Source organism: Photobacterium aquimaris (genome assembly GCF_002954455.1).
Taxonomy (GTDB): Bacteria; Pseudomonadota; Gammaproteobacteria; order Enterobacterales; family Vibrionaceae; genus Photobacterium; species Photobacterium aquimaris.
Genome location: NZ_MSCC01000001.1, coordinates 418,340 through 442,647, shown reverse-complemented (window position 1 = coordinate 442,647; position 24,308 = coordinate 418,340). Strand labels below are relative to the sequence as shown.

General features: G+C 40.3%; 24 protein-coding genes. 7 read left to right on the top strand and 17 right to left on the bottom strand.

The features are described from left to right. Positions 1 to 17: 17 nt before the first annotated feature. Positions 18 to 500: a ferredoxin-type protein NapF gene (gene napF / locus BTN98_RS01830; protein WP_060999575.1), complete on the bottom strand. Its 483-nt coding sequence runs from the start codon at positions 498 to 500 to the stop codon at positions 18 to 20. Between the two features lie 297 nt (positions 501 to 797). Between napF and narQ the strand changes: the two genes are divergently transcribed. After that, positions 798 to 2,495, top strand: coding sequence for a nitrate/nitrite two-component system sensor histidine kinase NarQ (gene narQ / locus BTN98_RS01825; RefSeq protein ID WP_060999537.1), 1,698 nt, complete (start codon positions 798 to 800; stop codon positions 2,493 to 2,495). Positions 2,496 to 2,499: 4 nt separating this feature from the next. Further along, the gene (locus tag BTN98_RS01820) at positions 2,500 to 3,126 is read left to right on the top strand and encodes a response regulator (RefSeq protein WP_060999531.1); all 627 of its coding nucleotides are present in this window, start codon (positions 2,500 to 2,502) and stop codon (positions 3,124 to 3,126) included. Positions 3,127 to 3,218: 92 nt separating this feature from the next. Here the strand turns inward: BTN98_RS01820 and BTN98_RS01815 are convergent, their stop codons facing one another. Beyond that, the gene (locus tag BTN98_RS01815; protein WP_060999529.1) at positions 3,219 to 3,500 is read right to left on the bottom strand and encodes a winged helix-turn-helix domain-containing protein; all 282 of its coding nucleotides are present in this window, start codon (positions 3,498 to 3,500) and stop codon (positions 3,219 to 3,221) included. 244 nt (positions 3,501 to 3,744) lie between these two features. Here BTN98_RS01815 and BTN98_RS01810 point away from each other — a divergent pair, with 244 nt between their 5' ends. The 4 genes from BTN98_RS01810 (at position 3,745) to BTN98_RS01795 (ending at position 6,195) form a co-directional block, all read left to right on the top strand. Continuing rightward, the gene (locus BTN98_RS01810) at positions 3,745 to 4,098 is read left to right on the top strand and encodes an ArsC family reductase (protein WP_060999527.1); all 354 of its coding nucleotides are present in this window, start codon (positions 3,745 to 3,747) and stop codon (positions 4,096 to 4,098) included. 13 nt (positions 4,099 to 4,111) lie between these two features. After that, positions 4,112 to 5,242 carry a succinyl-diaminopimelate desuccinylase gene (gene dapE / locus BTN98_RS01805; protein WP_060999526.1) on the top strand — a complete coding sequence of 377 codons (1,131 nt, stop codon included), beginning with the start codon at positions 4,112 to 4,114 and terminating at the stop codon, positions 5,240 to 5,242. Positions 5,243 to 5,447: 205 nt separating this feature from the next. Then, positions 5,448 to 5,660 carry a DUF2897 family protein gene (locus BTN98_RS01800; RefSeq protein WP_065190133.1) on the top strand — a complete coding sequence of 71 codons (213 nt, stop codon included), beginning with the start codon at positions 5,448 to 5,450 and terminating at the stop codon, positions 5,658 to 5,660. Continuing rightward, positions 5,653 to 6,195 (top strand): NUDIX domain-containing protein, encoded by a 543-nt coding sequence (locus BTN98_RS01795; protein WP_060999524.1) that lies wholly within the window; start codon positions 5,653 to 5,655, stop codon positions 6,193 to 6,195. Before BTN98_RS01800 ends, BTN98_RS01795 begins: the two co-directional genes overlap by 8 nt. A gap of 98 nt (positions 6,196 to 6,293) precedes the next feature. On the opposite strand, the gene BTN98_RS01790 is transcribed toward BTN98_RS01795, so the two are convergent. The 6 genes from BTN98_RS01790 to BTN98_RS01765 form a co-directional block, all read right to left on the bottom strand. Continuing rightward, a complete protein-coding gene (locus BTN98_RS01790) occupies positions 6,294 to 7,535 on the bottom strand; it encodes a glutamate-5-semialdehyde dehydrogenase (RefSeq protein ID WP_060999522.1) in 1,242 nt (413 codons plus the stop codon). An 81-nt stretch (positions 7,536 to 7,616) separates the two neighbouring features. Beyond that, positions 7,617 to 8,771 (bottom strand): glutamate 5-kinase, encoded by a 1,155-nt coding sequence (gene proB / locus BTN98_RS01785; RefSeq protein ID WP_060999520.1) that lies wholly within the window; start codon positions 8,769 to 8,771, stop codon positions 7,617 to 7,619. A 247-nt stretch (positions 8,772 to 9,018) separates the two neighbouring features. Beyond that, positions 9,019 to 9,429 carry a sigma factor-binding protein Crl gene (gene crl / locus BTN98_RS01780; protein ID WP_060999517.1) on the bottom strand — a complete coding sequence of 137 codons (411 nt, stop codon included), beginning with the start codon at positions 9,427 to 9,429 and terminating at the stop codon, positions 9,019 to 9,021. A gap of 254 nt (positions 9,430 to 9,683) precedes the next feature. Beyond that, entirely contained in the window at positions 9,684 to 10,946 is a 1,263-nt protein-coding gene (gene frsA / locus BTN98_RS01775) for an esterase FrsA (protein WP_060999515.1), read from the bottom strand. 182 nt (positions 10,947 to 11,128) lie between these two features. Next, positions 11,129 to 11,587 (bottom strand): xanthine phosphoribosyltransferase, encoded by a 459-nt coding sequence (gpt, locus tag BTN98_RS01770; protein ID WP_060999514.1) that lies wholly within the window; start codon positions 11,585 to 11,587, stop codon positions 11,129 to 11,131. Positions 11,588 to 11,656: 69 nt separating this feature from the next. Continuing rightward, positions 11,657 to 12,946 carry an NCS2 family permease gene (locus BTN98_RS01765; protein WP_060999512.1) on the bottom strand — a complete coding sequence of 430 codons (1,290 nt, stop codon included), beginning with the start codon at positions 12,944 to 12,946 and terminating at the stop codon, positions 11,657 to 11,659. A 1,084-nt stretch (positions 12,947 to 14,030) separates the two neighbouring features. Between BTN98_RS01765 and BTN98_RS01760 the strand changes: the two genes are divergently transcribed. Then, on the top strand, positions 14,031 to 15,491 hold the full coding sequence (locus BTN98_RS01760; protein WP_060999510.1) for an aminoacyl-histidine dipeptidase: 1,461 nt from the start codon (positions 14,031 to 14,033) through the stop codon (positions 15,489 to 15,491). Between the two features lie 75 nt (positions 15,492 to 15,566). Here BTN98_RS01760 and dinB read toward each other — a convergent pair whose 3' ends face one another. The 9 genes from dinB to BTN98_RS01715 all read right to left on the bottom strand — a co-directional run bounded on the left by dinB (position 15,567) and on the right by BTN98_RS01715 (position 24,169). Next, complete coding sequence (gene dinB / locus BTN98_RS01755; RefSeq protein ID WP_412779394.1) at positions 15,567 to 16,640, bottom strand: DNA polymerase IV; 1,074 nt, start codon at positions 16,638 to 16,640, stop codon at positions 15,567 to 15,569. Positions 16,641 to 16,905: 265 nt separating this feature from the next. Next, on the bottom strand, positions 16,906 to 17,127 hold the full coding sequence (gene nqrM / locus BTN98_RS01750; RefSeq protein ID WP_060999509.1) for a (Na+)-NQR maturation NqrM: 222 nt from the start codon (positions 17,125 to 17,127) through the stop codon (positions 16,906 to 16,908). 11 nt (positions 17,128 to 17,138) lie between these two features. Further along, entirely contained in the window at positions 17,139 to 18,164 is a 1,026-nt protein-coding gene (locus tag BTN98_RS01745; protein WP_060999507.1) for an FAD:protein FMN transferase, read from the bottom strand. Positions 18,165 to 18,323: 159 nt separating this feature from the next. Continuing rightward, the gene (gene nqrF, locus BTN98_RS01740; protein ID WP_060999505.1) at positions 18,324 to 19,547 is read right to left on the bottom strand and encodes an NADH:ubiquinone reductase (Na(+)-transporting) subunit F; all 1,224 of its coding nucleotides are present in this window, start codon (positions 19,545 to 19,547) and stop codon (positions 18,324 to 18,326) included. A 23-nt stretch (positions 19,548 to 19,570) separates the two neighbouring features. After that, positions 19,571 to 20,167, bottom strand: coding sequence for an NADH:ubiquinone reductase (Na(+)-transporting) subunit E (gene nqrE, locus BTN98_RS01735; protein ID WP_060999503.1), 597 nt, complete (start codon positions 20,165 to 20,167; stop codon positions 19,571 to 19,573). Positions 20,168 to 20,174: 7 nt separating this feature from the next. Beyond that, the gene (locus tag BTN98_RS01730; RefSeq protein ID WP_060999501.1) at positions 20,175 to 20,807 is read right to left on the bottom strand and encodes an NADH:ubiquinone reductase (Na(+)-transporting) subunit D; all 633 of its coding nucleotides are present in this window, start codon (positions 20,805 to 20,807) and stop codon (positions 20,175 to 20,177) included. Then, entirely contained in the window at positions 20,800 to 21,591 is a 792-nt protein-coding gene (locus BTN98_RS01725; RefSeq protein ID WP_060999499.1) for a Na(+)-translocating NADH-quinone reductase subunit C, read from the bottom strand. Before BTN98_RS01725 ends, BTN98_RS01730 begins: the two co-directional genes overlap by 8 nt. Then, positions 21,581 to 22,825 carry an NADH:ubiquinone reductase (Na(+)-transporting) subunit B gene (locus BTN98_RS01720; protein ID WP_045031167.1) on the bottom strand — a complete coding sequence of 415 codons (1,245 nt, stop codon included), beginning with the start codon at positions 22,823 to 22,825 and terminating at the stop codon, positions 21,581 to 21,583. Before BTN98_RS01720 ends, BTN98_RS01725 begins: the two co-directional genes overlap by 11 nt. A gap of 3 nt (positions 22,826 to 22,828) precedes the next feature. Continuing rightward, positions 22,829 to 24,169 (bottom strand): Na(+)-translocating NADH-quinone reductase subunit A, encoded by a 1,341-nt coding sequence (locus BTN98_RS01715; protein WP_060999570.1) that lies wholly within the window; start codon positions 24,167 to 24,169, stop codon positions 22,829 to 22,831. Positions 24,170 to 24,308: the final 139 nt, after the last annotated feature.

Below are 24,308 nucleotides of genomic sequence, written 5' to 3'. Positions count from 1 at the left end.
CTCTATAATTTCAAACTTTAAGGCGTTATCATTTCTATCGCAGCCACTGGACAGCCACTTATGCATCCACCACAGCCACTACAATCAGCGCTGTTTATCACCGGTTGTGCAACCTTTCCTATTTGCAAAGCAAAGCGAATAGCTTGAATTTCACATTGATCGCCGCAACTACGACATTCAATATTATTAACTGCCATGCAAGATGAATTAATTGTCGCAACCTGCGCCCATGGTGATTGATGTTGTAATTCAAATAGCGGTTCGGGGCATACAGTTGCACATTGATAACAAAAACTGCATTCCCCTTCACCGTGGTGAAAATCTACAATCGGAAACCCACCGTCACCTTTAACAATAATGTTAGTTTGACAACCATCAATACACGCATTACAGCGCTGACACTGATCGGTAAAGGTATTTTCATCCTTTATCCAAGGTAAACGTTGCAGTTGAGGTGACTGTTGGCGAGTAAATAAACTTCGACGAGAACGATTAATCACAGCCTTCACCCCATAGTTAACAGTAAAAGGTGAATCACAGCACCATTCACTTTCTATTCATGTTCTTTTACGTTATTTTTAAATATCGTCATAACCACGAACATACCTCTTAGGAGGTAATTACCCTTATGTTTTGTTTTAGATCAATAAAACAACCAACAAAATGACTACTATTTGACAAATTTATCGCATAATCCGATAGCTAAAATATAAAACGCCTTAATATCACCCTAACAATCTAGAGCAACGACGTTTTCCTATTAATAAATCTTCATATAACTAGGCCATCTACCATCCATGCATCAACACAAAGTAAATTCTGTCATCACTACTATTGGCCGTTCGATGGTGGCCATTCTATTTTTAGTCTCAACCACAATCAGTTTAGCCTTGTGCATGTTAGTTTCGAGCTTGAATGATGCCGCAGCCATTAATACAGCAGGGTCATTAAGAATGCAGAGTTATCGGCTAGCGTTAGATATCGAAACCCAATCACCATTGCTTAGTACTCATACCGTGGCGTTTGAACAGTCGTTAACATCACCAACAATGCGAGCATTGCACCACTGGTATGTACCGCAAAAAATACAGGATCATTACACTGAATTACTCCTCAGTTGGAGAGCGGTACGTTCACAGTTAGATCAAATGGATAAAAATGGCTATTTAACTCAAGTAGCTCCTTTTGTTGAGCGTATCAATCAATTTGTATTTGAGTTACAACAATCATCTGAAAATAAATTACACCTATTAGCTTTAATCAGTGCGATGGGGTTATTACTTATCTTAATGGTGGTGTTATTTACGATTCAATTTACTCAGCGCCAAATAGTCACGCCGCTCAATCAATTAATGGCAGGATGTAAAAAAATAAAGCAGCATCAGTTTTCATTAATAATCAATAATAATAGTGATAATGAATTGGGTATTCTGGCGCGAACATTTACTCAAATGGCAGCAGATCTAAATAAGTTTTATGCGGATTTAGAGCACAACGTTAATGAAAAAACCCACCGTTTACGCCATGCTAATGAGTCACTACAGGTGTTATATAACTGCTCACAACAGCTATCAGTTAGCCGCCTCACCCACCAGCATTTTCAACATATGCTCGAAACATTAATTGCTATTGATGGTTTAACCGCAGCGAAACTTATTATTGTAGAACCTAATAACACCACCACCGAAATTACGGTTGGCAACCACCTGTCAACAACTTGGCATCAGCAATCATTACTCATTGATGGTGAAATCATGGGCCAACTATGGTGGCAATATCAGCTGCCTTGTCCTGATCTTGCTTTGATTGAAAATATCGCCAATATTATAAGCCGTGGGATTTATTACAATCGCGCTCAAAAGCAAACCGAACAATTACTATTAATGGAAGAGCGTGCCACTATTGCCCGTGAATTGCATGATTCACTTGCTCAATCATTATCATATTTAAAAATTCAATTAACACTACTAAAGCGCCAGTTGAAGACTCCAACAACAAATAGTACTCAATGGCAAACAGTACAAACAATTGATGAAGAGCTATCTAGTGCTTATACCCAATTACGGGAATTATTAAGTACATTTAGGTTAACGATTAAAGAAGCAAATTTTAATGAAGCGCTCAATCAATTATTAGCGCCATTACAACAACAGACATCTGCGCAATTTAGGGTTGATAACCAATTACCGTCAATGGCATTGATTGCTCATAATCAAGTGCATTTATTGCAAATTATTCGCGAAGCAATACTCAATGCGATCAAGCACGCCAATGCAAGTCATATCAGTGTTAGTTGTCATCAACATCAACAGATGATTAACGTTGAAATAACCGATGATGGAATAGGGTTTGCTCCTTCACAATCAAAACTCAATCACTATGGCTTAAATATCATGCAAGAACGGGCTTCATGCTTAAAAGGAAAATTAACGGTTCATTCACAAATTGGTAGTGGTAGCCAAATTAAACTGCAATTTGCATTATCAGAAGGGTAAAAACATGTCGGCTTGGAAAGTTATGATCGTCGATGATCATCCGTTAATGCGCAGAGGTATTGGGCAGTTGCTCAGTTTTGAAAATGAGTTTGATGTCATTGGTGAAGCCAGTAATGGTAATGAAGCCATTGCGCTTGCCCATAAAATTCCCGTTGACCTGATTTTGTTAGATCTCAATATGAAAGGCATGTCAGGCTTAGATACTCTAATTACATTACGTAATGAAGGTATTGATGCTTGTATTGTAATTCTAACGGTATCCGATAATCATGCTGATATAAAAACACTCATCGCTGCTGGTGCTGATGGTTATTTACTCAAAGATACCGAGCCTGATGAACTGATTGGGTTATTAAAAACCGCCTTAACCGGTGGTAAAGCATACAGTGAGGTTGTGACTGCTTTTTTAAGTAATAACAACACTGATAATACCCTTTTCTCAACTCTAACTGACAGAGAAAACCAAATATTACAAGAGGTTGCTAAAGGTCATACTAATCGAGTGATTGCTGAGTCGTTGTTTATTTCAGAAGCAACAGTCAAAGTACATATGAAAAGCTTATTGCGCAAGTTGCAAGTGAAATCACGCACAGCAGCAACAGTACTGTATTTACAAACATTAGGTTACTAGCATTAGATTACGATTAGATAATCAACATGCCATAAAAAACCGCAGCGTGAATAAACACCTGCGGTTGATAATTCTGACACGATGATGGTGAATTACACCGCTAAAGATGCCATTAAATCCTGCTCTCGCGACTCAACCCATTGCAAATCAAACGGTCCCCAGTCACTTAATTTATAATAGCCATCATTATGACGGCGCCCATCTTGAATAAAAGTCAATTCAATACCTAAGCCTGGTAGGGCTTTTAATACATCTTGAATCGTCCGTCGTGGCCAGCCTGTTTGCTCAATTAAACGAGGAACATTAGGGCGCTCGGTGTGTTCAACAAGTAATGCCAAATAAAGTCTGCGGGCAAAAACTGGATTCAGTTCCATTGGGGCCTCCATAATATACTGTGTCTATTATTGCCCGTTCTCAAATGAGGATGTTGCGTTTGATCAACGAGGTCAGTGGTTTAATAGCTATCTATCATAATAAAAGCGAGTTTGATCTCATTTTTATGAAAACTATCGTCATAAACAGTAATGCAAAATCGTCACCAGCAAAGTGTAACAGTTGCGATCACCTTGTAATCTCGCTATAAAAGATAATTAATTTATTATAAAAAGTCAGCTAAATATGAGTACAATTGCTTACGGTATAAAAAACTGCGACACCATAAAAAAAATGAAACACTGGCTCGCAACCGAGAATATTGATTATAAATTTCATGACTACCGTGTCGATGGTATCGATCTTACATTGCTAGAAACCTTTGAAGTAGCGTTAGGCTGGGAAGCGATGGTCAATAAACGTGGTACTACTTTCCGCCAATTAACGGCTGAACAAAAAACGAGCCTCAACCGTGAAACCGCATTGCAATTAATGCTAGAGCAACCTGCAATGATTAAGCGACCATTATTACAACATAATAACCATTACTACTTAGGCTTTAAACCTGATCAATATCAGGCTATTTTTCTTACTAAATAACAAGGATACAAGGATGTCTGACAGTCCCGTTATTGCACTTGCAAAAGATCTTATAAGCCGCCCTTCAGTCACTCCTGAAGATGCGGGTTGCCAAGCGTTAATGATCGAACGTCTACAAACGCTAGGATTTACAATTGAAACAATGGTATTTGAAGATACCACTAATCTATGGGCTCGTCGTGGTAACCAAGCACCGCTATTTGTGTTTGCAGGCCATACTGATGTCGTTCCTTCAGGACCTGCAGATCAATGGCATACTCCGCCTTTTGAACCGACCATTGTTGATGGCTACTTACATGGACGTGGTGCCGCTGATATGAAAGGTTCACTGGCATGTATGGTGGTGGCTATTGAACGCTTTATTGCTCAGAACCCTCATCATAATGGCTCAATTGCACTGCTCATCACCTCTGATGAAGAAGGACCTTTCATTAATGGTACCACGCGAGTCATTGACACCTTAGAAGCACGTAATGAAAAAATAGATATGTGCATTGTCGGTGAGCCATCAAGCACCGATACTATCGGTGATATTGTTAAAAATGGCCGTCGCGGCTCAATCACTGGCGATCTGATTGTTAAGGGCATTCAAGGCCATGTTGCCTACCCACATTTAGCCAATAATCCGATCCATCAAGCACTGCCCGCTTTAACCGAACTCACAGCCACCCATTGGGATAATGGCAATGACTTCTTTCCACCAACAAGCTTTCAAATTCCCAATATTGCTGCAGGAACTGGCGCATCAAATGTTATTCCTGGTCAATTTGAGGTCCAATTTAATTTCCGCTTCAGTACAGAATTAACAGATGCCGATATTAAACGTCGTGTGCACGCAATATTGGATGCTCATGAACTAGAGTATGATTTAAAATGGACTCTCAGTGGTCATCCATTCTTAACCGATAGTGGAACATTAGTTGATGCGGTAGTCGCCGCTATTACAGAGATCAATCACACTCCGCCGCAACTGCTCACGACAGGTGGTACATCTGATGGTCGATTTATTGCCCGTACTGGTGCACAAGTTGTTGAGCTTGGGCCGGTCAATGCCACCATTCACAAAGTTAATGAATGTGTGAAAGTCGCCGATCTTGAAAAATTAACCGATATGTATCAACAGATCCTGCATAAAATTTTATAATCACCGCCCCATTTATCAATCATAAACGCTGTTCAGGCTTGATGACTGAACAGCTAATCATGCGATATTTGATAGCTAATTATGCATTGCTGTTATGATGAACTCATCGCAGCCAATAGCTATTATTGCTATGCTATTTATTCAGTGATCATTATTTATTAATGGTACTTGATAGATTGAATCGAGATTATCGTGTGAGGTGAATATGGAATGGTTTTTTAATCCTTGGATTATCTGTATGATTATTATTGCAGTGATTGCTAGTAATATTGCCGCTTTAAAGTACACCGCTTATATGCGAACAGGACTTAAAAACAGACAACCACCATCAACATCACTCGATGATCCTCAGTCATCACCCACGACAAATACTCATCACTCTAACACCAGCAACCATCCGCAGGATAAAAATGACTGATATAAAAACATTAGATAGCCGTATTGTTTATCAAAATAAATGGATGACAGTACGAGAAGATAAAATCCAGCGTCAAAGTGGTGCCAAAGGCATTTATGGCGTGGTCGAAAAACCTGATTGTGCGGCAATTTTGGCGATTGATAATGGTTGTATTCATTTAGTACAACAGTTTCGCTATAGCATTAAGCAACGCTGTTGGGAGATTCCACAAGGTGCTTGGGAAGCTAATCCTAACGCAGATCACCTTGATCTTGCCAAAGGCGAATTACAAGAAGAAACTGGTTTATTGGCTGATAAAATGACCTACTTAGGTAGCCAATTTATTGCTTATGGTTTTTTGAATCAGACTTGTCATATCTACTTAGCGACACAATTACATTCCGCACCACAACAGTTACGAGATATTGAAGAAGAAGATTTAATTAGCCAATCTTTTACCATTGCAGAGTTTGAAGCAATGATTATCAACGGTAAATTAAAAGATAGTGTAACAATTGCCGCTTATGGACTCGCAAAATTAAAACAAGCGATCTAAGTACTGAAACGCTAAGTTATATTCGTAAAAAAGCTGCCATTTTAGTGGCAGCTTTTTTGATGGATATTATCTTTGAATTTGCATTACAATACGTTTAATTAAGAACGACTTAGGTAATCTGCAACACCTACCCACTTGTAACTGGTTAGCTCTTCTAACCCCATTGGGCCTCGAGCGTGCAGTTTCTGAGTTGATACAGCAACTTCAGCACCTAAGCCAAATTGTGCGCCATCAGTAAAACGGGTTGAGGCATTAACGTATACCGCAGCAGATCCTGCTGCATTAACAAATCGCTCAGCAGCTTGAAGGTTATTAGTTAAGATCGAATCTGAGTGACTAGCATTATGTTTACGCATATGAAAAATAGCTTCATCAACATCAGCAACGACTTTTACACCTAAGGTATAACTTAGCCATTCGGTATCAAAATCACCTGCTTCAGCTTTTCGTAAGAAACTTGCTTTACCTTCCAATAAGCTATACGCAGCCTCATCAGCAACTAACGTTACTTTTGCTTTATTCATACGCTCAACTAAACGCGATAAGAAGGCTGCTGATATTTTCTCATTCACTAATAACGTATCTAATGAATTACATGCAGAAGGACGTTGCACTTTAGCATTTTCAACCACATCTAATGATCGAGATAAATCAGCACTGTCATCAACATACATATGGCTAATACCAAAACCACCAATGATCACTGGAATAGTGCTATTTTCTTTACACATTTGATGTAAACCAGCACCGCCACGTGGAATGATCATATCAACATATTGATCAAGTTTTAGCAGCTGTGATACATATTCACGATCTGGCTGTTCAATATATTGTACAGATGCTGCCGGTAAACCCACTTTAGCTAATGCAGATTGAATTACTTTCACTAACGCCATATTTGAATGGAATGTCTCACGACCACCACGCAAAATGCTCGCATTACCCGTTTTAAGGCATAACGCTGCAATATCAATGGTTACATTAGGACGAGCCTCATAAATCACACCCACAACACCTAATGGCACACGGCGACGGCTTAGGCGCATGCCGTTATCAAGCACTCGGCTATCAAGTTCAGCACCAACAGGATCATTTAAGTTAATCACGTTGCGCACATCACTAGCAATGGCACTAATGCGTGCTTCATTAAGTAATAAACGATCAACCAATGCTTCTGACATACCACTTGCAATAGCGGCATCAATATCTTGTTTGTTAGCCGCAAGAATAGCTACTTGATTAGCTTCTAACTCATCAGCAATAATCGCCAATGCCGTGTTTTTTACAGCTGTAGCAGTAGTGGCTAATTCAAACGCAGCCAGTTGTGCTGCTTGTCCCATTTTTCCAAGATTCACGATAATTCCTTACTTAAATTCAAATACATTAAATTAATCAGCTATCGATGTGACTGAACACTGTGATTAAATAACTACCATATCATCACGATGGATTGCAGCATGGCCATATTCGTAGCCTAAAACATGATGAATATCATGACTGTGCTTACCGGCGATTTTAGTCATATCATCACTTGAATAGCGGCTAATACCACGTGCAAGTAAGACATTATTACTATCAAAAATTCGAACGACTTCACCACGTTCAAACGATCCTTTTACCTGCGTTATACCTTTCGCAAGTAAGCTACTACCTTTTTGTTGTACCGCTGTCACAGCACCATCATCAATCACAATATCCCCAGCAGGCGGAGGCCCGGCAAGGATCCATTGTTTACGACCTTCAAGTGGTGATTTTAATGGTAGAAAACGTGTACCGACAGCTTTGCCGGCTGCAAGATCAACAATCACGTCAACTCGGCGTCCAGCAGCAATGATCACTTCAATACCGGCACGACAAGCGACTTCTGCAGCTTGTAATTTAGTTGCCATACCACCTGTACCTAAACCACCAACAGTACCACCGGCTAATTTACGTAATTTATCATCAATAGTCGCGACTTCGTGAATCAGCTCAGCATTTGGATTACTACGCGGATCTGCAGTAAATAATCCCGCCTGATCGGTCATGAGTAGTAACTTATCAGCCCCTCCCAAAATACCCACTAATGCAGAGAGATTATCGTTATCGCCGACTTTAATTTCAGTGGTAGCAACAGCATCGTTCTCGTTTACAACGGGTACAATACCGTTATCTAATAGCGCCACTAACATATCGCGCGCATTTAAATAACGTTCGCGATCGTTTAAATCTGCACGGGTTAATAACATTTGACCAATGTTGATCCCATAGATACCAAACAAGGTTTCCCACTCTTGAATTAAGCGTCCTTGGCCAACAGCCGCAAGCAGTTGCTTACTTGCCATGGTTTTGGGTAGTTCGGGGTAACCTAAATGCTCACGACCAGCAGCAATAGCGCCAGAAGTAACAATGATAATTTTATGGCCTTGACTACGTAACATAGCGCATTGACGCACTAACTCAACCATATGGGCACGATCGAGTTTTAATGTACCACCTGTGAGTACACTAGTACCTAGTTTGACGACGATAGTATGGGTTGCGGCAACAGCAGCAACGTCTTGCTTTTGAGCATTAGATTTTTTTGAATCAGCCATGAGATCAAACAATAGATTGAAATAATAAATGTTCTTTGTTGTATCAATACCTATCGAAAAGCACAAGAAAAAAACAATGACAAAATCAATATTAACGGGCTTTAGCACCTTGTTTGAACATTAATGGCTATAAATAAGAGTGATGACACCACATGGCAACAAAATAAATGCATATTTATGATAATTTCATAAAATAATAATTTAATGTCGCCAGTGGTGATAGCCTAACTTTTAGCTAATATTGACGTTATTTATCAGATAATTCAGCTAATGAAGTTTGGGTTAATGTTGCTGCTGGAACGAGGGTTAATTCGCATTCATCAACAATAAATTGTGTTAATTTGGGGTAAAAATCAATCAATGTTTTAAATACAGCATCATGATGCTTCGCTGGTAATCTACCATTCACCCACTCACCTGCAGCGTTATAGCGACCAAAATCATACTCATATTCGTAGCCGGTATCTGTCGCAGTCATCACCAGCCACCACCCCCAAAATTCACGTTGCTCAGGATCTTTTTCTGCATTAACACAGCTAGCTAAACAGTCAAAAAAGAATCGTTGCGGTTGTGATTTTTTTTCACGAAGATAAGGACCAATTGCGGTCAATTTAGAGATTAAACGTCCATGTGGTGGAAAGATTGTTGCTGTTGTCATTGTATTATCCATCCATAGTCAGCGGTATTTGATACACAAGTAAGACTTACTGTCCTGTTATTATCTGTACCAACGTAAAAATTCGCTTATCATAATAGTATTTTCTTATAGTATGGGTAAATTTTAACAAAATAACAAACTATGGTTACTAATTTTGCCAACAATATCATGACAATATATTTTAGTTATAAAAAAACGGAATCACACTGTAGTGCAATTCCGCTAATATTTAAGGCTTTTTATCAGTACAATAATTACTGCATTTTATCATCAAGCCATTTAACCACTTCTGTCATTACACGGTGATAGCCGTCATAAATCGGCTTTTCAGGTAACGTCATCGTCTTACCGCCATAACTTGATAAAGCAATCAGCTGATTATCCATTTCAGGACAAATAGGGTCGTTTTTAAGACCAATACCAAGCATAGGAATATCAACACGACGGCGACCTAAAATACCTTGGTTTTTTAATGACCATGCAGGTAAATGCGATTTAATACTCGCTTCTGCTTGGCCATTTTTACCCATTCGAGAGGCAAGAACATCTAAATACATACGTGGCATTTGATCTAACAGTTTAGGTTGAGTAAGAAAACTATTGATCGCACCACCAATACTGACACAGGTTTTTAACCGTGTTGGCTCCATAAAGCCAAGCCGAATCGCTGCATTGCCTCCCATGCGTAACCCCACCATCGCAACGTTGCGGTTATCAACCCACGGCACATCTCGAATTTGTTGCAATAATGCTTGGTGTAAGCGGCTGGTATCTTCGGTTAAGTTCCAACGATCACTGTGACCAACTGATGGCATATCTAAGGTCACCATTGCATACCCAGCAGGGCCTAAGTAATCTTTATATAACCGCCACAGATCACTTTGTAATGTTGCTAAGCCGCCACTAACAATTACTGTAGGTAATAATTTATCGGTACGTGGTAGATGAATAAATGCCTCAAAGGTTTTATTTTCATATTTAACATCAATCTTACGCATGTCATGTGGACGTAGATCAATCGCCTCACGGTAACTTTGGTTGGCTTGTAATTCGGCCTGATCAGCCAACTGATCACCTTTTATATAAGGATATGCCGCAATACTGTAATGAGTACTGGCTTTAAACAATAATTCAGATGCCGCTAACTTATCACCATTATTAGCAGCTGCACGAGCTAATTGCTGATAGTTTGATGCTAATTGTGACCATTCATAAGTCCAGTTACCCGAACGATAACCTATAACAGTATCTAATAAATGTGCCGTTGTACGGGGAGCATCTGAGGCTGCAATCCTTGCTAAAACAGCTTCTTGCTCAATAGGATCAACACCTTGCCATATCCATTGTGGACGCCGTAAAACACGATACCAACCAAGCTGACTTTCACCATCAAGCACATTGTTAACATTACCACTATGAACATGTGCAATTTTTACAATATTTGAGGTTTCTTTGCTAGTTTGGCGGGGTGCAAATAGCTTCTCTGATAGATTTTGTTTTGATGGTTGTTCAGACACGGCATCCTCCAACGTATATCACGTATTTTAATAGGCTTAGATAATATACCTAAACCACTCTCAATAACTAAAATCGATAAAAAAAGACGCCAACAATGTGGCGTCTTTAATAAAACTTAGCTTTCAAAGCTGGTCATCAACACACTATCATTGTCTTGCTGAATCAGTTTTAACTAACAGATTTATTTTTTAGCAATCGGATCAACGTAAGTAACCGCCATATCCCAAGGTTGTTCAATCCATGTATCTTGAGGAATGTTAACCACAAAATCATCAACTAAATGTTGACCAGCAGGTTTTGCACATACCGTTACAAATTTAGCACGTGGGTACAGTTCACGAATTTTTTCCGCAGTACCACCAGTGTCAACTAAATCATCTACAACGATAAAACCTTCACCATCACCATCAGCTTGCTTGATTACATTCATATCACGCTGATGATCATGATCATAGCTAGCAATACATACGGTATCAATATGACGAATGCCTAATTCACGCGCCAAAATAGCCGCTGGCACTAAACCGCCACGGCTAACAGCAATGATACCTGTCCACTGTTCAGCCGGTAGCAACTTCTCTGCTAGCTGGCGTGTGTACATTTGCATGTTATCCCAAGTGATGACGAATTTATTACTCATAGTAAAACAACCTCTGAAACAGCGATTCGAAAACCGCATAAATTTATGTAAGCGTAAATAACATTACACTTATAAGAAAATAATCTTCGCAAGGAATAACGTAGAAATAACCCAAACACTGATATTTACTTCACGTCCCTTGCCACTTAATGCTTTAACTACCGCAAACGTAATGAAACCAAGACCAATACCTTCTGCAATTGAGTAGGTTAACGGCATCAGTAAACACACAACCACTACAGGCGCGGCTTCTGTTAGGTCTCGCCAATCAATAGATACCAAACCTGACATCATCAAAATAGCTACATAAAATAATGCACCAGCAGTAGCATATACTGGAACCATGCCAGCTAATGGTGCAAAAAATAACGCGAGTAAGAATAACATGCCAACCGTAACGGCTGTTAGGCCTGTACGGCCACCAACTGCGACACCCGACACACTCTCAACAAAAGATGTGGTATTTGAGGTACCCAATAATGCACCAACAGAAGTTGCAGTACTGTCGGCTAATAATGCGCGGTTTAAACGCGGTAATTTACCATCTTCACCAATTAGGTTAGCTTTGGTCGCTACCCCAACTAATGTTCCCGCAGTATCAAATAAATCGACAAACAAAAATGCAAATACAATTGAAATTAAACCAACTTCCATTGCACCAGAAAAATCAAGTTGCATAAAAGTAGGCGCAATACTTGGTGGCACGGACATAATGCCGTTGTAATCAACCTCACCAACAATAATACTGATTGCGGTAACAATTAAAATTGCGATCAATACTGCTGCTTTAAAGCCACGTTGAACTAAGCCAATCGTTAACACAAAGCCAAGTCCTGCCATTATTGCTGGAAAACTGGTTAAATCACCGGCTTTGACTAATGTTGCTGGACTTGCCACCACAATGCCAGATGTTTGCAACGCAATAAAAGCTAAAAACAAACCAATACCAGCCGAAATGCCGATACGTAATGAATGAGGAATTGAGTTAATAATCCATTCACGCACCCGCATAACACTCAGCGCGATAAAACATAAACCAGATAAGAATACAGCAGCTAACGCGACCTGCCACGTATGACCCATACCTAAAACAACGGTATAAGTAAAAAAGGCATTAAGTCCCATGCCTGGCGCTTGTGCTACCGGATAATTAGCATAAAAACCCATTACAAAGCAGCCAATCATTGCCGCTAAACAAGTAGCAACAAACACTGAGCCTTGATCCATTCCTGTACTGGCTAACATAGTGGGGTTTACAAAAATAATATAAGCCATTGTTAGGAAAGTAGTCACACCGGCCATAATTTCAGTGCGCACTGTTGTGCCATGTTCTTTGAGTTTAAATAACTTTTCTAGCATGCTTCTCGATTCCTTAGAGATAGGCAATAAACTAACAAACACGTTAAGAAATAGAAAACGTTTGCGCAATCCATTTCGGCGCTGATTATAATCATGCGATCACGCAATTTCCAGATTTTATCGTTGAAAAGCGCAAAACAATAACTAAGGTGATTTATACTAGCGTCAAAGGTGACACTAATACCTTAAATTTCATATAATTAAACAATAATTTGCAGTGGTTGTTTTTTAATCATCTACTTTATTAACCAATCCAATAAGGGTTAATAAAGACCGATAATAAAACCTAATAACGGCAATAAGGGAAAAGCAGATAAAAAAACGCCACTTCAAAATGAAGTGGCGGCAGAATGTTATAAATAACGCTATAGCGTTATCAAGAAATTCTTAATTTAAGGGGGTGTGAACAAAATTGCATTTTGTCTCGTTGAATAACAACCAAACAATTAAAACTTATTAATAACGGTACGGCGTTGGGTAATGGAAATTACTGGTATATACCGAACGGTTATTCCAAAAATGTGTCATCGAAGAAAAAATTTTCATTTAAATCACCTTAATCATAAGTACACCAACACATAATTGCTGGCGGGTTGCCGTCATGGCCCACTTATTCTCGGTTCCTTGGAGGCGATATCTCGGGTTCATCCTGAACATGTCGTGTTAATTATTATGCCTGTCATTGTGGCCTGACTAAACTATAACCAAAAAGAAATAAACTTACAATATTTATTTTAACCAGCTCACACTTTTTGAAAAATATGCTTGAGTAATGGATTTTGTGTAATTTTATTACATTATTATTTGCTTATACTGCAACATTTATCCCGCTGGCTGTTTTTTGCTACATTTGATCACATTAAATACATAACTATGGTTATGGTTGCTCAACACGTCATCATTGACACTATAACTGCAGAAATCGGTGGTATAAGATTTTATTATTTGCCCTATCTCCCCTAAACACAGAGTGATATGCTAAAACCAAAGCGATAAAAATACTCGCTCCCTAATTTTGTCATTTTACGGCTAAAACCCTACAAAATGGCACTAGCCCAGTCTCATATATAAAAGGAAGGCTACCGTGTCTGAAATTACTCAACTATCACCAAAAGCTGTTTGGCATTTCTTTGATAAGATTTGTTCAATTCCTCATCCATCTAAATATGAAGAACAATTGGCACAGTACATTGTCTCTTTCGCACAAGCTGAAGGACTTGATGTTCGTCGTGATAATACCGGTAACGTGATTATCAAAAAACCAGCAACAGCTGGCATGGAAAACCGTAAAGGGGTTGTACTTCAAGCGCACATTGATATGGTGCCGCAAAAAAATGAAGATACAGTGCACGACTTTACTCAAGATCCAATCATACCTTTCATCGATGGCGAATGGGTAACTGCAACAGGTACAACATTAGGTGCTGATAACGGTATGGGCATGGCAACATGTCTAGCAATTTTAGCAGCTAAAGACATCGAACATGGCCCGTTAGAAGTATTACTGACGATTGATGAAGAAGCTGGCATGACAGGTGCTTTTGGCTTAGAAGCCGGTTGGCTTGAAGGCGATATTCTTTTGAATACCGATTCAGAGCAAGAAGGTGAAGTTTACATGGGTTGTGCTGGCGGTGTTGACGCTGCATTAACCGTTGATATTCAACGCGAAGCAATTCCTACAGATCATCAAGCGATTAAACTGGTTGTTAAAGGCCTAAAAGGCGGTCACTCTGGCTGTGATATTCATACCGGCCGTGGTAATGCTAATAAATTAATGGCACGTTTCTTTGTTGACCATGCTGATGAGCTTGGTCTACGTATCAATAACTTCACTGGTGGTAGCCTACGTAATGCCTTACCTCGTGAAGCGACAGTTATTGCAACATTACCAACAGCAAATGTCGACAAACTAAATACTTTATTTGCTGAATACCTTCAAATTGCTAAAGCAGAATTGGGTCATGTTGAAACGGATCTAACCTTCTTTACTGAAGCATGTACCACTCCTGCTGATGTCATCGTTACTGCTGATCAAACTCGTTTAATGAATATTTTAAACGTTTGTCCGAACGGTGTTATTCGCATGAGCGATGATATTGAAGGTGTGGTTGAAACCTCATTAAACATGGGCGTGATCACTACAGAAGCAGACAAAGTTACTATCCTATGCCTTATTCGTTCATTGATCGACTCAGGCCGTAGCTACGTTGAAGGCATGTTGCAATCACTAGCAGCGCTTGCTGGTGCTAAGTGTGAAGTCGCTGGCGCATATCCTGGTTGGAAACCTGATGCTGATTCAGAAATCATGCAAGTTTTCCGTGATACCTACCAACAAATGTACGGCAATAAACCTAATATCATGGTGATCCATGCGGGTCTTGAGTGTGGTCTATTTAAAGAACCTTACCCAGAAATGGACATGTTATCATTTGGTCCAACAATCAAGTTCCCACACTCACCTGATGAGAAAGTGAAAATTGATACGGTACAAATGTTCTGGGATCAAATGTTAGCAGTTCTAAAAAATATTCCCGTTAAAAAATAACTCACAGAGTTAAAGTGATAACCCATTAAAAAACGGACCTTGGGTCCGTTTTTTATTATTCAATCTTTCTTACAATCAAAAACCAAACGATAACTGCTGCGCCTTTAATCCTTGTTCTAAACCAACACTTAATCCAATTAAACGAATTTCTCGCCCTTGTTGACGAGTAAGTGCTTCCGTTAATAATGGCATAAATTGCTGTTTATCCAGTTTAGGGCAACTGTGTTCAACGGTTGTTTGCTGAAAATCCGCAAATTTCAGTTTGATCCCTTGCTTAGCGATATTTAATTGTGGTCGCACCTTATGTAACCGCTGCTCTAATTCTGAATGTAAGTGCTCAATCACCTGCCAGCATTGATCATAACTCGCGATATTTTTATGGAACGTTCGCTCAACCCCAACAGACTTACGCTGTCGTTCAACAATCACTTCACGCTCATCAATACCATGAGCACGCAGCCACAATGATTGACCAAACTTACCAAACTGTTGTAATAACTGTTGTTGTTCATAATTTTGGACATCTCGGCCAACATACAAACCTAGCTGATGCAATTTTTGAATGGTGACTTTTCCTACACCAGGGATTTTTTCAAGTTTCAAATCCGCTACAAAATCATCGACTTGTTCAGGCGTTACCACATATTGACCATTAGGCTTATTGAGATCTGACGCCACTTTTGCAATAAACTTTATCGGCGCAATTCCTGCTGAAGCGGTAAGATTAAGTTCATTCTCAATCGCTTTACGAATATCTAATGCAATTAGGGTTGCAGAACCATGTAACATCTCACAATCACTGACATCTAAATACGCTTCATCCAATGACAATGGCTCTATTTTATCAGTATAACGCGCAAAAATAGCTCGTATTTGGTGTGACACTTGACGATAAACCTCCATGCGACCACGCACTAAGGTTAAATGTGGACATAATTTCATTGCTTGTGCTGTCGGCATCGCTGAATGAATACCATATTTACGGGCTAAATAATTACAGGTACTCACTACCCCACGTTGTTCTGAACGGCCACCGATAGCTATCGGAACATCACGTAAAGCAGGGTTATCACGCATTTCAACAGCAGCGTAAAAGCAATCCATATCGACATGAATTATCTTACGTTGGCTTGGCAATGGATTAATCACAGCAAGTACTCATCAGTGAACACAATAAATAACTGTTTTTATATACAGCCATTATACGCCAATTTACTTAATAGCAGTAAATATCGCAATAATCTATTTTCCTTAATAGTCATCATTAATGGTATATTTTAAGGTATATCTGCTCAAATCCTCGTAGTCTTGATCTTAACTAAAATAACACCCATAAAAAAACCCAAGTACAACAGTGCTTCTGTCATACTTAGGCTTCAATGTGAGTAGTTACTTACTTAAATGTTAAAGTTGATTAGATAATCTGATTCTTTTTCCATTCAGCTTGGCGTGCTGCGCGCGCTTCACGCTTTTTACGCGCGTCACAAGGTTCAGGGCAATCACATTCTTTGGCTATCCCAATCCCATCTAGGCCACCACAACTACCGCTTACTGATTTACGTTGAAAAATATATCCTACGGCCATTGCGATAATAACCAGTAGAAAAACAGCAAATGTTACTAAATAAGTTGCCATAGATGCCTCTATTATTTTTTATCTACGTATTGCTCAAAGGTATTTGATTTGTATTCAACAAAGCCATCTTTGGTTTTTACAATCAACATTACAGGAATATTTTGTTGGTTTGCTAATGCAATTGATTCATCCTCTCCCATGACAGAGAATGTCGTCGCGTAAGCATCCGCTGTCATGCATGACGGTGCAATAACCGTTACTGACACCACATGATTATCAATTGGACGGCCAGTTTTAGGATTAATCAGATGCGAGTAACGAACCCCATTATCATCAAAGTAATTACGATAATCACCCGATGTTGCTATCGCCATATTACCCGCTTGCAGAATTTCTTGCACTGCCCGTTCGTTTTCAACCGGTTTTTCAACCGCAATGCGCCATAACACATTGGCTTTATTTTTGCCTTGTAGGCGTAATTCACCACCAACATCGACCATAAAGTTTTTGACATGCAGATCGTCTTTTAGATAATCAGCAACCACATCGACCCCATAGCCTTTTGCGATAGAAGATAAATCAACATACAGTTTAGCTTCATCTTTAACCAGCTTATTGCCCGCTAACACTTGTAAATGTTGATAACCCACTTCTGACAACCGCTTTTTAATATCTTTATCGGTTGGAATCGATTCTGGGCGTGCTTCAGGGCCAAAGCTCCACAAATTAACCACAGGGCCAACGGTTACATCATAAGCGCCATTGCTGACTTTAGATATGCGTAGGGCTTCAGCGATCACTTTAGCGGTTGCTGCTGATACAGGAAACGGTTTATTCGCCGGTGCTTTGTTAAATAAACTCAATTCAGATTGTGGACGGTAAGTCGACATTTGATCGTTGACTAACTCTAAGCGTCGATCAATTTCTTGTTGAATCTCTTTTGCTGGCGGCAAACCTTGTTGGTTAATTATTTTAATTGAATAATAGGTTCCCATTGTCGAGCCATTAATGGTGATTTGCTGGCGCTGATCACTACACCCGCTAACTGACAATAGTGCTGTGAAGACAAACACAGCCCGAATAAGGAACATTTTCATTCAACTACTCCAATGAAATAAAGGTGATTTTTACTCTAGTGACGATAGTTAGTCATTACTAACCGACAATAACCACAATAAAAATAACATTACTATGCATTAATAATGAAAAAGGCTGGCCTTAAAGGCCAGCCTTCTTGCAAGGTGAAGGGCTAACGATTAGCCACCGAAATCATCCAATAGGATGTTTTCATCTTCAACACCAAGATCTTTTAGCATGCTGATAACAGCTGCGTTCATCATTGGTGGACCACACATGTAGTACTCACAATCTTCTGGTGCTTCATGATCACGTAAGTAGTTTTCATAAAGAACATTGTGAATAAAGCCAGTGTAGCCATCCCAGTTATCTTCAGGCTGTGGATCAGACAATGCACAATGCCACACGAAGTTAGGGTTTTCAGCAGCTAAGGTATCGAAATCTTCTTCATAGAACATTTCACGCTTAGAACGTGCACCGTACCAGTAAGACATCTTACGCTTAGAGTGTAGACGCTTAAGTTGGTCAAAGATATGTGAACGCATTGGCGCCATACCTGCACCACCACCAACGAATACCATTTCATTTTCAGTATCTTTCGCGAAGAACTCACCGAAAGGACCAGAAATAGTACACTTGTCACCTTCTTTAAGTGACCAGATGAATGATGACATTTGACCAGGAGCAACGTCTGGATTATTAGGCGGCGGCGTAGCAATACGCACGTTTAGCATAATAATACCGAACTCTTCTGGGTAGTTAGCCATTGAGTAAGCACGAATGATATCTTCATCAACCTTAGACTCGTAGCGGAACAAGTTAAACTTATCCCAGTCGCCACGGTACTCTTCTGGTACATCAAAGTCTGAGTATTTGATGTGGTGAGCAGGTGCTTCAATCTGAATGTAACCACCAGCACGGAAAGGTACTGTTTCGCCATCAGGAATTTGAAGCTTAAGCTCTTTGATAAAGGTTGCTTTGTTATCGTTAGAAATAACAGAACATTCCCACTTCTTCACACCAAAAATTTCTTCAGGAAGCTCGATGCCCATGTCAGATTTAACGTTAACCTGACACGCTAGACGTTCGCCTTCACGTGCTTCACCTTTAGAAATGTGATCAAGTTCTGTTGGTAGAATATCACCACCGCCAGATTTAACTTTTACACGACACTGACCACAAGAGCCACCGCCACCACATGCTGATGATACGAAAATACCGTTAGCAGAAAGTGCATTCAGTAGTTTACCGCCCGCACCTGTAGTGATCGCTTTTTCTGGATCGCCGTTTACTGAGATAGTAATGTCACCTGATGGTACTAGCTTAGATTTAGCGAATAAAATCACTAAAACTAGAGCCAGGATAATCAAGGTAAACATGCCTACGCCAAGAATAATATCCATTGACTATTCCTTCCTTATCCTGATTACAGCTGTACGCCAGAGAAAGACATAAAGCCTAACGCCATAAGACCAACAGTGATAAAGGTAATACCTAAACCACGAAGACCCGCAGGTACATCTGAGTATTTCATCTTCTCACGGATACCCGCAAGCGCAACAATTGCCAACATCCAACCAACACCAGAGCCGAAGCCATAGACGATTGATTCTGTGAAGTTGTAATCACGCTGCACCATGAAAGATACACCACCGAAGATTGCACAGTTAACTGTGATCAACGGTAAGAAAATACCTAGCGCGTTGTATAGTGGCGGGAAGAAGCGATCAAGAACCATTTCAAGGATCTGAACCAATGCTGCGATCACACCAATGAACGTAATAAAGTTCAAGAAGCTAAGGTCAACACCTGGGAAAATTGCACCATCTTTAAGTACATAGTTGTACACAAGATTGTTTAACGGTACAGATAGTGTCAGTACTACGATTACCGCAACACCTAGACCAAAAGAGGTCTTAACTTTCTTAGACACAGCTAAGAAAGTACACATACCCAAGAAGAAAGATAATGCCATGTTCTCGATAAAGATCGAGCGAATCAATAGGCTAATATAATGTTCCATATTCCTCTTACTCCTTCGCTTCTACTTGTTCTGGACGTAAAGTACGAATAATCCAGATCATGAAACCAATTAGGAAGAACGCAGAAGGAGCCAACAGCATTAGACCGTTCGGGTGATACCAACCGCCATCAGAAGCCAGTGGCAATACCTGCATACCAAATAACTTACCTGAGCCTAAAAGCTCACGGAAGAAAGCCACAGTAATAAGTACAAAACCGTAACCTAAACCGTTACCGATACCATCAATAAATGCTGGTACTGGTGCTGATTTCATTGCATATGCTTCCGCACGACCCATTACGATACAGTTAGTAATGATCAAACCAACGAATACAGACAGTTGCTTTGATACATCGTAAAGGTATGCACGTAATACTTCGTCAACCACAATTACCAATGATGCGATAATCGCCATTTGCGCAATAATACGCACGCTGTTTGGAATTTGATTACGAACTAATGATACGAAGAAGTTCGAAAATGCAGTTACCAATGTTACTGCAATTGTCATTACAAACGCAGTTTCTAACTTAGTAGTTACCGCTAACGCTGAACAAACACCAAGAATTTGTAATGCAATTGGGTTATTGCTGATAAAAGGTCCAAATAGGATCTTTTTCATTTCTTTAGTATCAGCCATTATTCAGATCTCCTGCACGTAACTTAGCAAGGTAAGGACCAAAGCCCTGTGCACCGAACCAGAAATCGAAGGTATGCTGTACGCCGTTACTTGTTAGCGTTGCACCAGAAAGACCATCAACTTGGTGATCAGTACCTACAGGTGCACCACCTTTAAGGATTTTAATTGCAGGTTTGAAGTTCATATCGTACAACTTCTTACCAACAAACTGCTCACGCCATGTTGGGTTTTCAACTTCACCACCTAGTCCAGGAGTTTCCGCCTGATCGTAGTAAGTGATGCCATCAATAGTATTACCATCGGTTGCAACCGCAACGAATGCATACATCATTGACCATAAACCGTTACCGTGAATAGGTAAAATAACTTTAGTTAACTTACCAGCAGCATCTTTTACAAGATATACAGTCGCGACGTTTGCACGACGAATAATCTTCGCGAAATCTTCATTGGCTGGAAGCGCAATAGATTCGGCTGGATTTTTCGCAGCAGCACGTTGATTGTATTTATCTGCATTTTCACCATCAACTTCAGCAACGTAGTTACCAGTTTTAATATTTACAAGCTTAGGCTCGATAAACTGGTTGTACGTTTGCTTGATGTTAGTGTCTTTATTTAGCAGACCTGCAACAGCAAGAATATTGCGTTGTACGTCTAGTACCGCATTTTCTTGTTGCTTAGGACGTAGAACAACGGCTGCTGTAGATACGATAATTGAACATACAAGACTCAATACCACTACAAAAATCAGCGTTCTTGAGAAGCTATCCTTATTACTTGCCATGACGAGCCAGTCTCCGTTTGATGTTGCCTTGAACAACTAGGTTGTCAAATAGAGGTGCAAATAGGTTAGCAAATAGAATCGCTAGCATCATACCTTCTGGATATGCAGGGTTAACTACACGTACCATTACAGCCATTGCACCGATCAATGCGCCATACCACCATTTTGCTTTATTGGTGAACGCAGCTGATACTGGGTCTGTCGCCATAAACATCATACCAAACGCGAAGCCACCAAGAACTAGGTGCCACTGCCAAGGCATGTTGAACATTGGGTTCGTATCTGAACCAATAATGTTAAACAGGGTTGCAGCAACGATCATACCGATCATTGTACCAGCGATAATACGCCATGAAGCAATGCCCATAATAACAATAAATGCGCCACCAATAAGGATAGCTAGTGTTGATACTTCACCAATTGAACCTGGAAGATGACCAACGAAAGCGTCCATCCAAGTGATTGATTGACCAGTAATAGTGTTAACTACGTCTGCTTGACCACCTTGAGACCACTGACTTAGTGGTGTCGCACCAGAGAAACCATCCGCCGCATTCCATACTAGGTCGCCAGAAATCTGACCTGGGTATGCGAAGAATAGGAAAGCACGACCAGCAAGTGCTGGGTTAAGGAAGTTACGACCGGTACCACCAAAAATTTCTTTTGCGACAACAACACCAAAGGTAATACCTAAAGCTGCTTGCCAAAGTGGTAGTGTTGGCGGAACGATCAAAGCAAATAAGATTGAGGTTACGAAGAAACCTTCGTTAACTTCGTGCTTACGCACCATACAGAACAACACTTCCCAGAAACCACCTACCGCAAATACTACTGCGTAGATTGGAAGGAAATATGTTGCACCTAGGAGCATCTTGCTACCCCAACCAGCAGACGCCGATAGCGTACCGCCAAGCATTTGGGTAAACCAGTAATGCCAGTCAGCAGCAATCACTGCTGTTAGTTTGTCTGCAGTGTATAAGTGGTTAAGACCAGCAATCGCTTGATCACCCACGTTGTACATACCCCAGAACATTGCTGGGAAAACCGCAAACCATACCATGATCATGATACGTTTTAGATCGATACTGTCACGCACGTGCGCAGATGAACGCGTCACTTGGCCTGGCGTATACATAAGAGTGGCAAACGCTTCATATAACGCAAACCAACGCTCATGCTTACCACCTGGTTCAAAGTGGTGCTCGATATCTTCGAGGAAATTCTTGAAACCCATGAATTACCCTTCCTTCTCAATTTTGTCCAAACACTCACGAAGCATTGGACCAAACTCATATTTACCAGGACACACGAACGTACATAAAGCTAGATCTTCTTCATCTAATTCTAGTAAGCCCAACTGTTGTGCACTGTCAATATCACCAGCGCATAAATCACGCAGTAATAATGTTGGCTCAATATCAAGCGGCATTACTTTTTCGTAATTACCGATTGGTACCATTGCACGCTCACTACCGTTAGTCGTTGTTGTCATATTGAACAACTGACCAGGGAAGAACTGGCTCATAAATGCGCGAGTAACAGAAAACTTATTCTTACCAGGAGCAATCCAACCTAAGAATTCTTTTTCATAGCCTTCACGTAGTGCAGAAACTTGTAAGTGGTAACGACCAAGGTATCCATGGACACCTTCCGCTTTCACACCATTAAGCACTGAACCTGATAGCACACGAATTTGGCCTGGCATCATTTCTGAATCGGTTAGATCAGTAATAGATGCACCAATTTGTGTACGTACTAAACGTGGGTTAGTCACAACAGGACCAGCAAGCGCAACCACACGATCAGTGAAAATTTCACCAGTAAGGAATAACTGACCAAACGCAATCACGTCTTGGTAATTGATATTCCATGCAATATTGTTGGCATCAGCACCGAACAACATATGAATATGTGTACCGGCTAAACCTGCTGGGTGTGGACCGTTAAATACGTGCTCTTCAACATTTGCTTGCGCAGAACGAGGCAGGCTTGCACCTGATTTACACACGTAAACTTTGCCACTAGTCAAACGAGAAAGCACAGTTAGACCAGCAATGAATGCATCACTTTGCTCATTGATGATAATTTCTGGGTTAGCTGCTAGCGGATTAGTATCCATCGCAGTAACAAAAATCGCTTTCGATTCTGAGCCAACAGCAGGTACTTTGCTAAACGGGCGCGTACGAAGCGCTGTCCACATACCTGATTCAACTAATTGATCAACCACAACCGCACGATCTAATTGTGCTAATTGCGTTGATTCATATTTGTTAAACGTGATCTGCTCATTACCTTCTACATCAATAACCACTGATTGTAGAATGCGTTTAGCACCACGGTTAACTTCAACTACCTTGCCGCTAGCTGGAGCAGTGAATTTAACACCCGGATTCTTTTTATCTTCAAAAAGAACCTGACCTTTTTTCACTACATCCCCTACGCGAGTATGCATTGTAGGACGCATACCAACATATTCTTCGCCAAGCAAGGCGACTTTAGAAATGGCATTGCCATCGTGTATCGCCTGGGCTGGAGTCCCTGAGATGGGGATATCCAAACCCTTTTTTATTGTAATCATACGCACTTGCACTACATTAAAGGGAAAAAAGAATTTTCATATTGCGTAATTAAGACACTACGTTCCTTGGCCTGATATCGATGAACAGGCAGTGACAACAATCACTAAACGACTCTGTATCGCAACATCCAGTTAACTA

What these genes read in the sequence shown, in the direction of transcription:
- BTN98_RS01815 (WP_060999529.1), bottom strand. Translation starts at nt 3,500, where the DNA reads ATGGAACTGAATCCAGTTTTTGCCCGCAGACTTTATTTGGCATTACTT.
- crl (WP_060999517.1), bottom strand. Translation starts at nt 9,429, where the DNA reads ATGACAACAGCAACAATCTTTCCACCACATGGACGTTTAATCTCTAAA.
- BTN98_RS01810 (WP_060999527.1), top strand. Translation starts at nt 3,745, where the DNA reads ATGAGTACAATTGCTTACGGTATAAAAAACTGCGACACCATAAAAAAA.
- BTN98_RS01765 (WP_060999512.1), bottom strand. Translation starts at nt 12,946, where the DNA reads ATGCTAGAAAAGTTATTTAAACTCAAAGAACATGGCACAACAGTGCGC.
- BTN98_RS01820 (WP_060999531.1), top strand. Translation starts at nt 2,500, where the DNA reads ATGTCGGCTTGGAAAGTTATGATCGTCGATGATCATCCGTTAATGCGC.
- nqrF (WP_060999505.1), bottom strand. Translation starts at nt 19,547, where the DNA reads ATGGATATTATTCTTGGCGTAGGCATGTTTACCTTGATTATCCTGGCT.
- BTN98_RS01790 (WP_060999522.1), bottom strand. Translation starts at nt 7,535, where the DNA reads ATGGGACAAGCAGCACAACTGGCTGCGTTTGAATTAGCCACTACTGCT.
- narQ (WP_060999537.1), top strand. Translation starts at nt 798, where the DNA reads ATGCATCAACACAAAGTAAATTCTGTCATCACTACTATTGGCCGTTCG.
- BTN98_RS01745 (WP_060999507.1), bottom strand. Translation starts at nt 18,164, where the DNA reads ATGAAAATGTTCCTTATTCGGGCTGTGTTTGTCTTCACAGCACTATTG.
- gpt (WP_060999514.1), bottom strand. Translation starts at nt 11,587, where the DNA reads ATGAGTAATAAATTCGTCATCACTTGGGATAACATGCAAATGTACACA.
- dapE (WP_060999526.1), top strand. Translation starts at nt 4,112, where the DNA reads ATGTCTGACAGTCCCGTTATTGCACTTGCAAAAGATCTTATAAGCCGC.
- nqrM (WP_060999509.1), bottom strand. Translation starts at nt 17,127, where the DNA reads ATGGCAACTTATTTAGTAACATTTGCTGTTTTTCTACTGGTTATTATC.
- BTN98_RS01800 (WP_065190133.1), top strand. Translation starts at nt 5,448, where the DNA reads ATGGAATGGTTTTTTAATCCTTGGATTATCTGTATGATTATTATTGCA.
- BTN98_RS01715 (WP_060999570.1), bottom strand. Translation starts at nt 24,169, where the DNA reads ATGATTACAATAAAAAAGGGTTTGGATATCCCCATCTCAGGGACTCCA.
- BTN98_RS01720 (WP_045031167.1), bottom strand. Translation starts at nt 22,825, where the DNA reads ATGGGTTTCAAGAATTTCCTCGAAGATATCGAGCACCACTTTGAACCA.
- BTN98_RS01795 (WP_060999524.1), top strand. Translation starts at nt 5,653, where the DNA reads ATGACTGATATAAAAACATTAGATAGCCGTATTGTTTATCAAAATAAA.
- nqrE (WP_060999503.1), bottom strand. Translation starts at nt 20,167, where the DNA reads ATGGAACATTATATTAGCCTATTGATTCGCTCGATCTTTATCGAGAAC.
- BTN98_RS01730 (WP_060999501.1), bottom strand. Translation starts at nt 20,807, where the DNA reads ATGGCTGATACTAAAGAAATGAAAAAGATCCTATTTGGACCTTTTATC.
- BTN98_RS01725 (WP_060999499.1), bottom strand. Translation starts at nt 21,591, where the DNA reads ATGGCAAGTAATAAGGATAGCTTCTCAAGAACGCTGATTTTTGTAGTG.
- proB (WP_060999520.1), bottom strand. Translation starts at nt 8,771, where the DNA reads ATGGCTGATTCAAAAAAATCTAATGCTCAAAAGCAAGACGTTGCTGCT.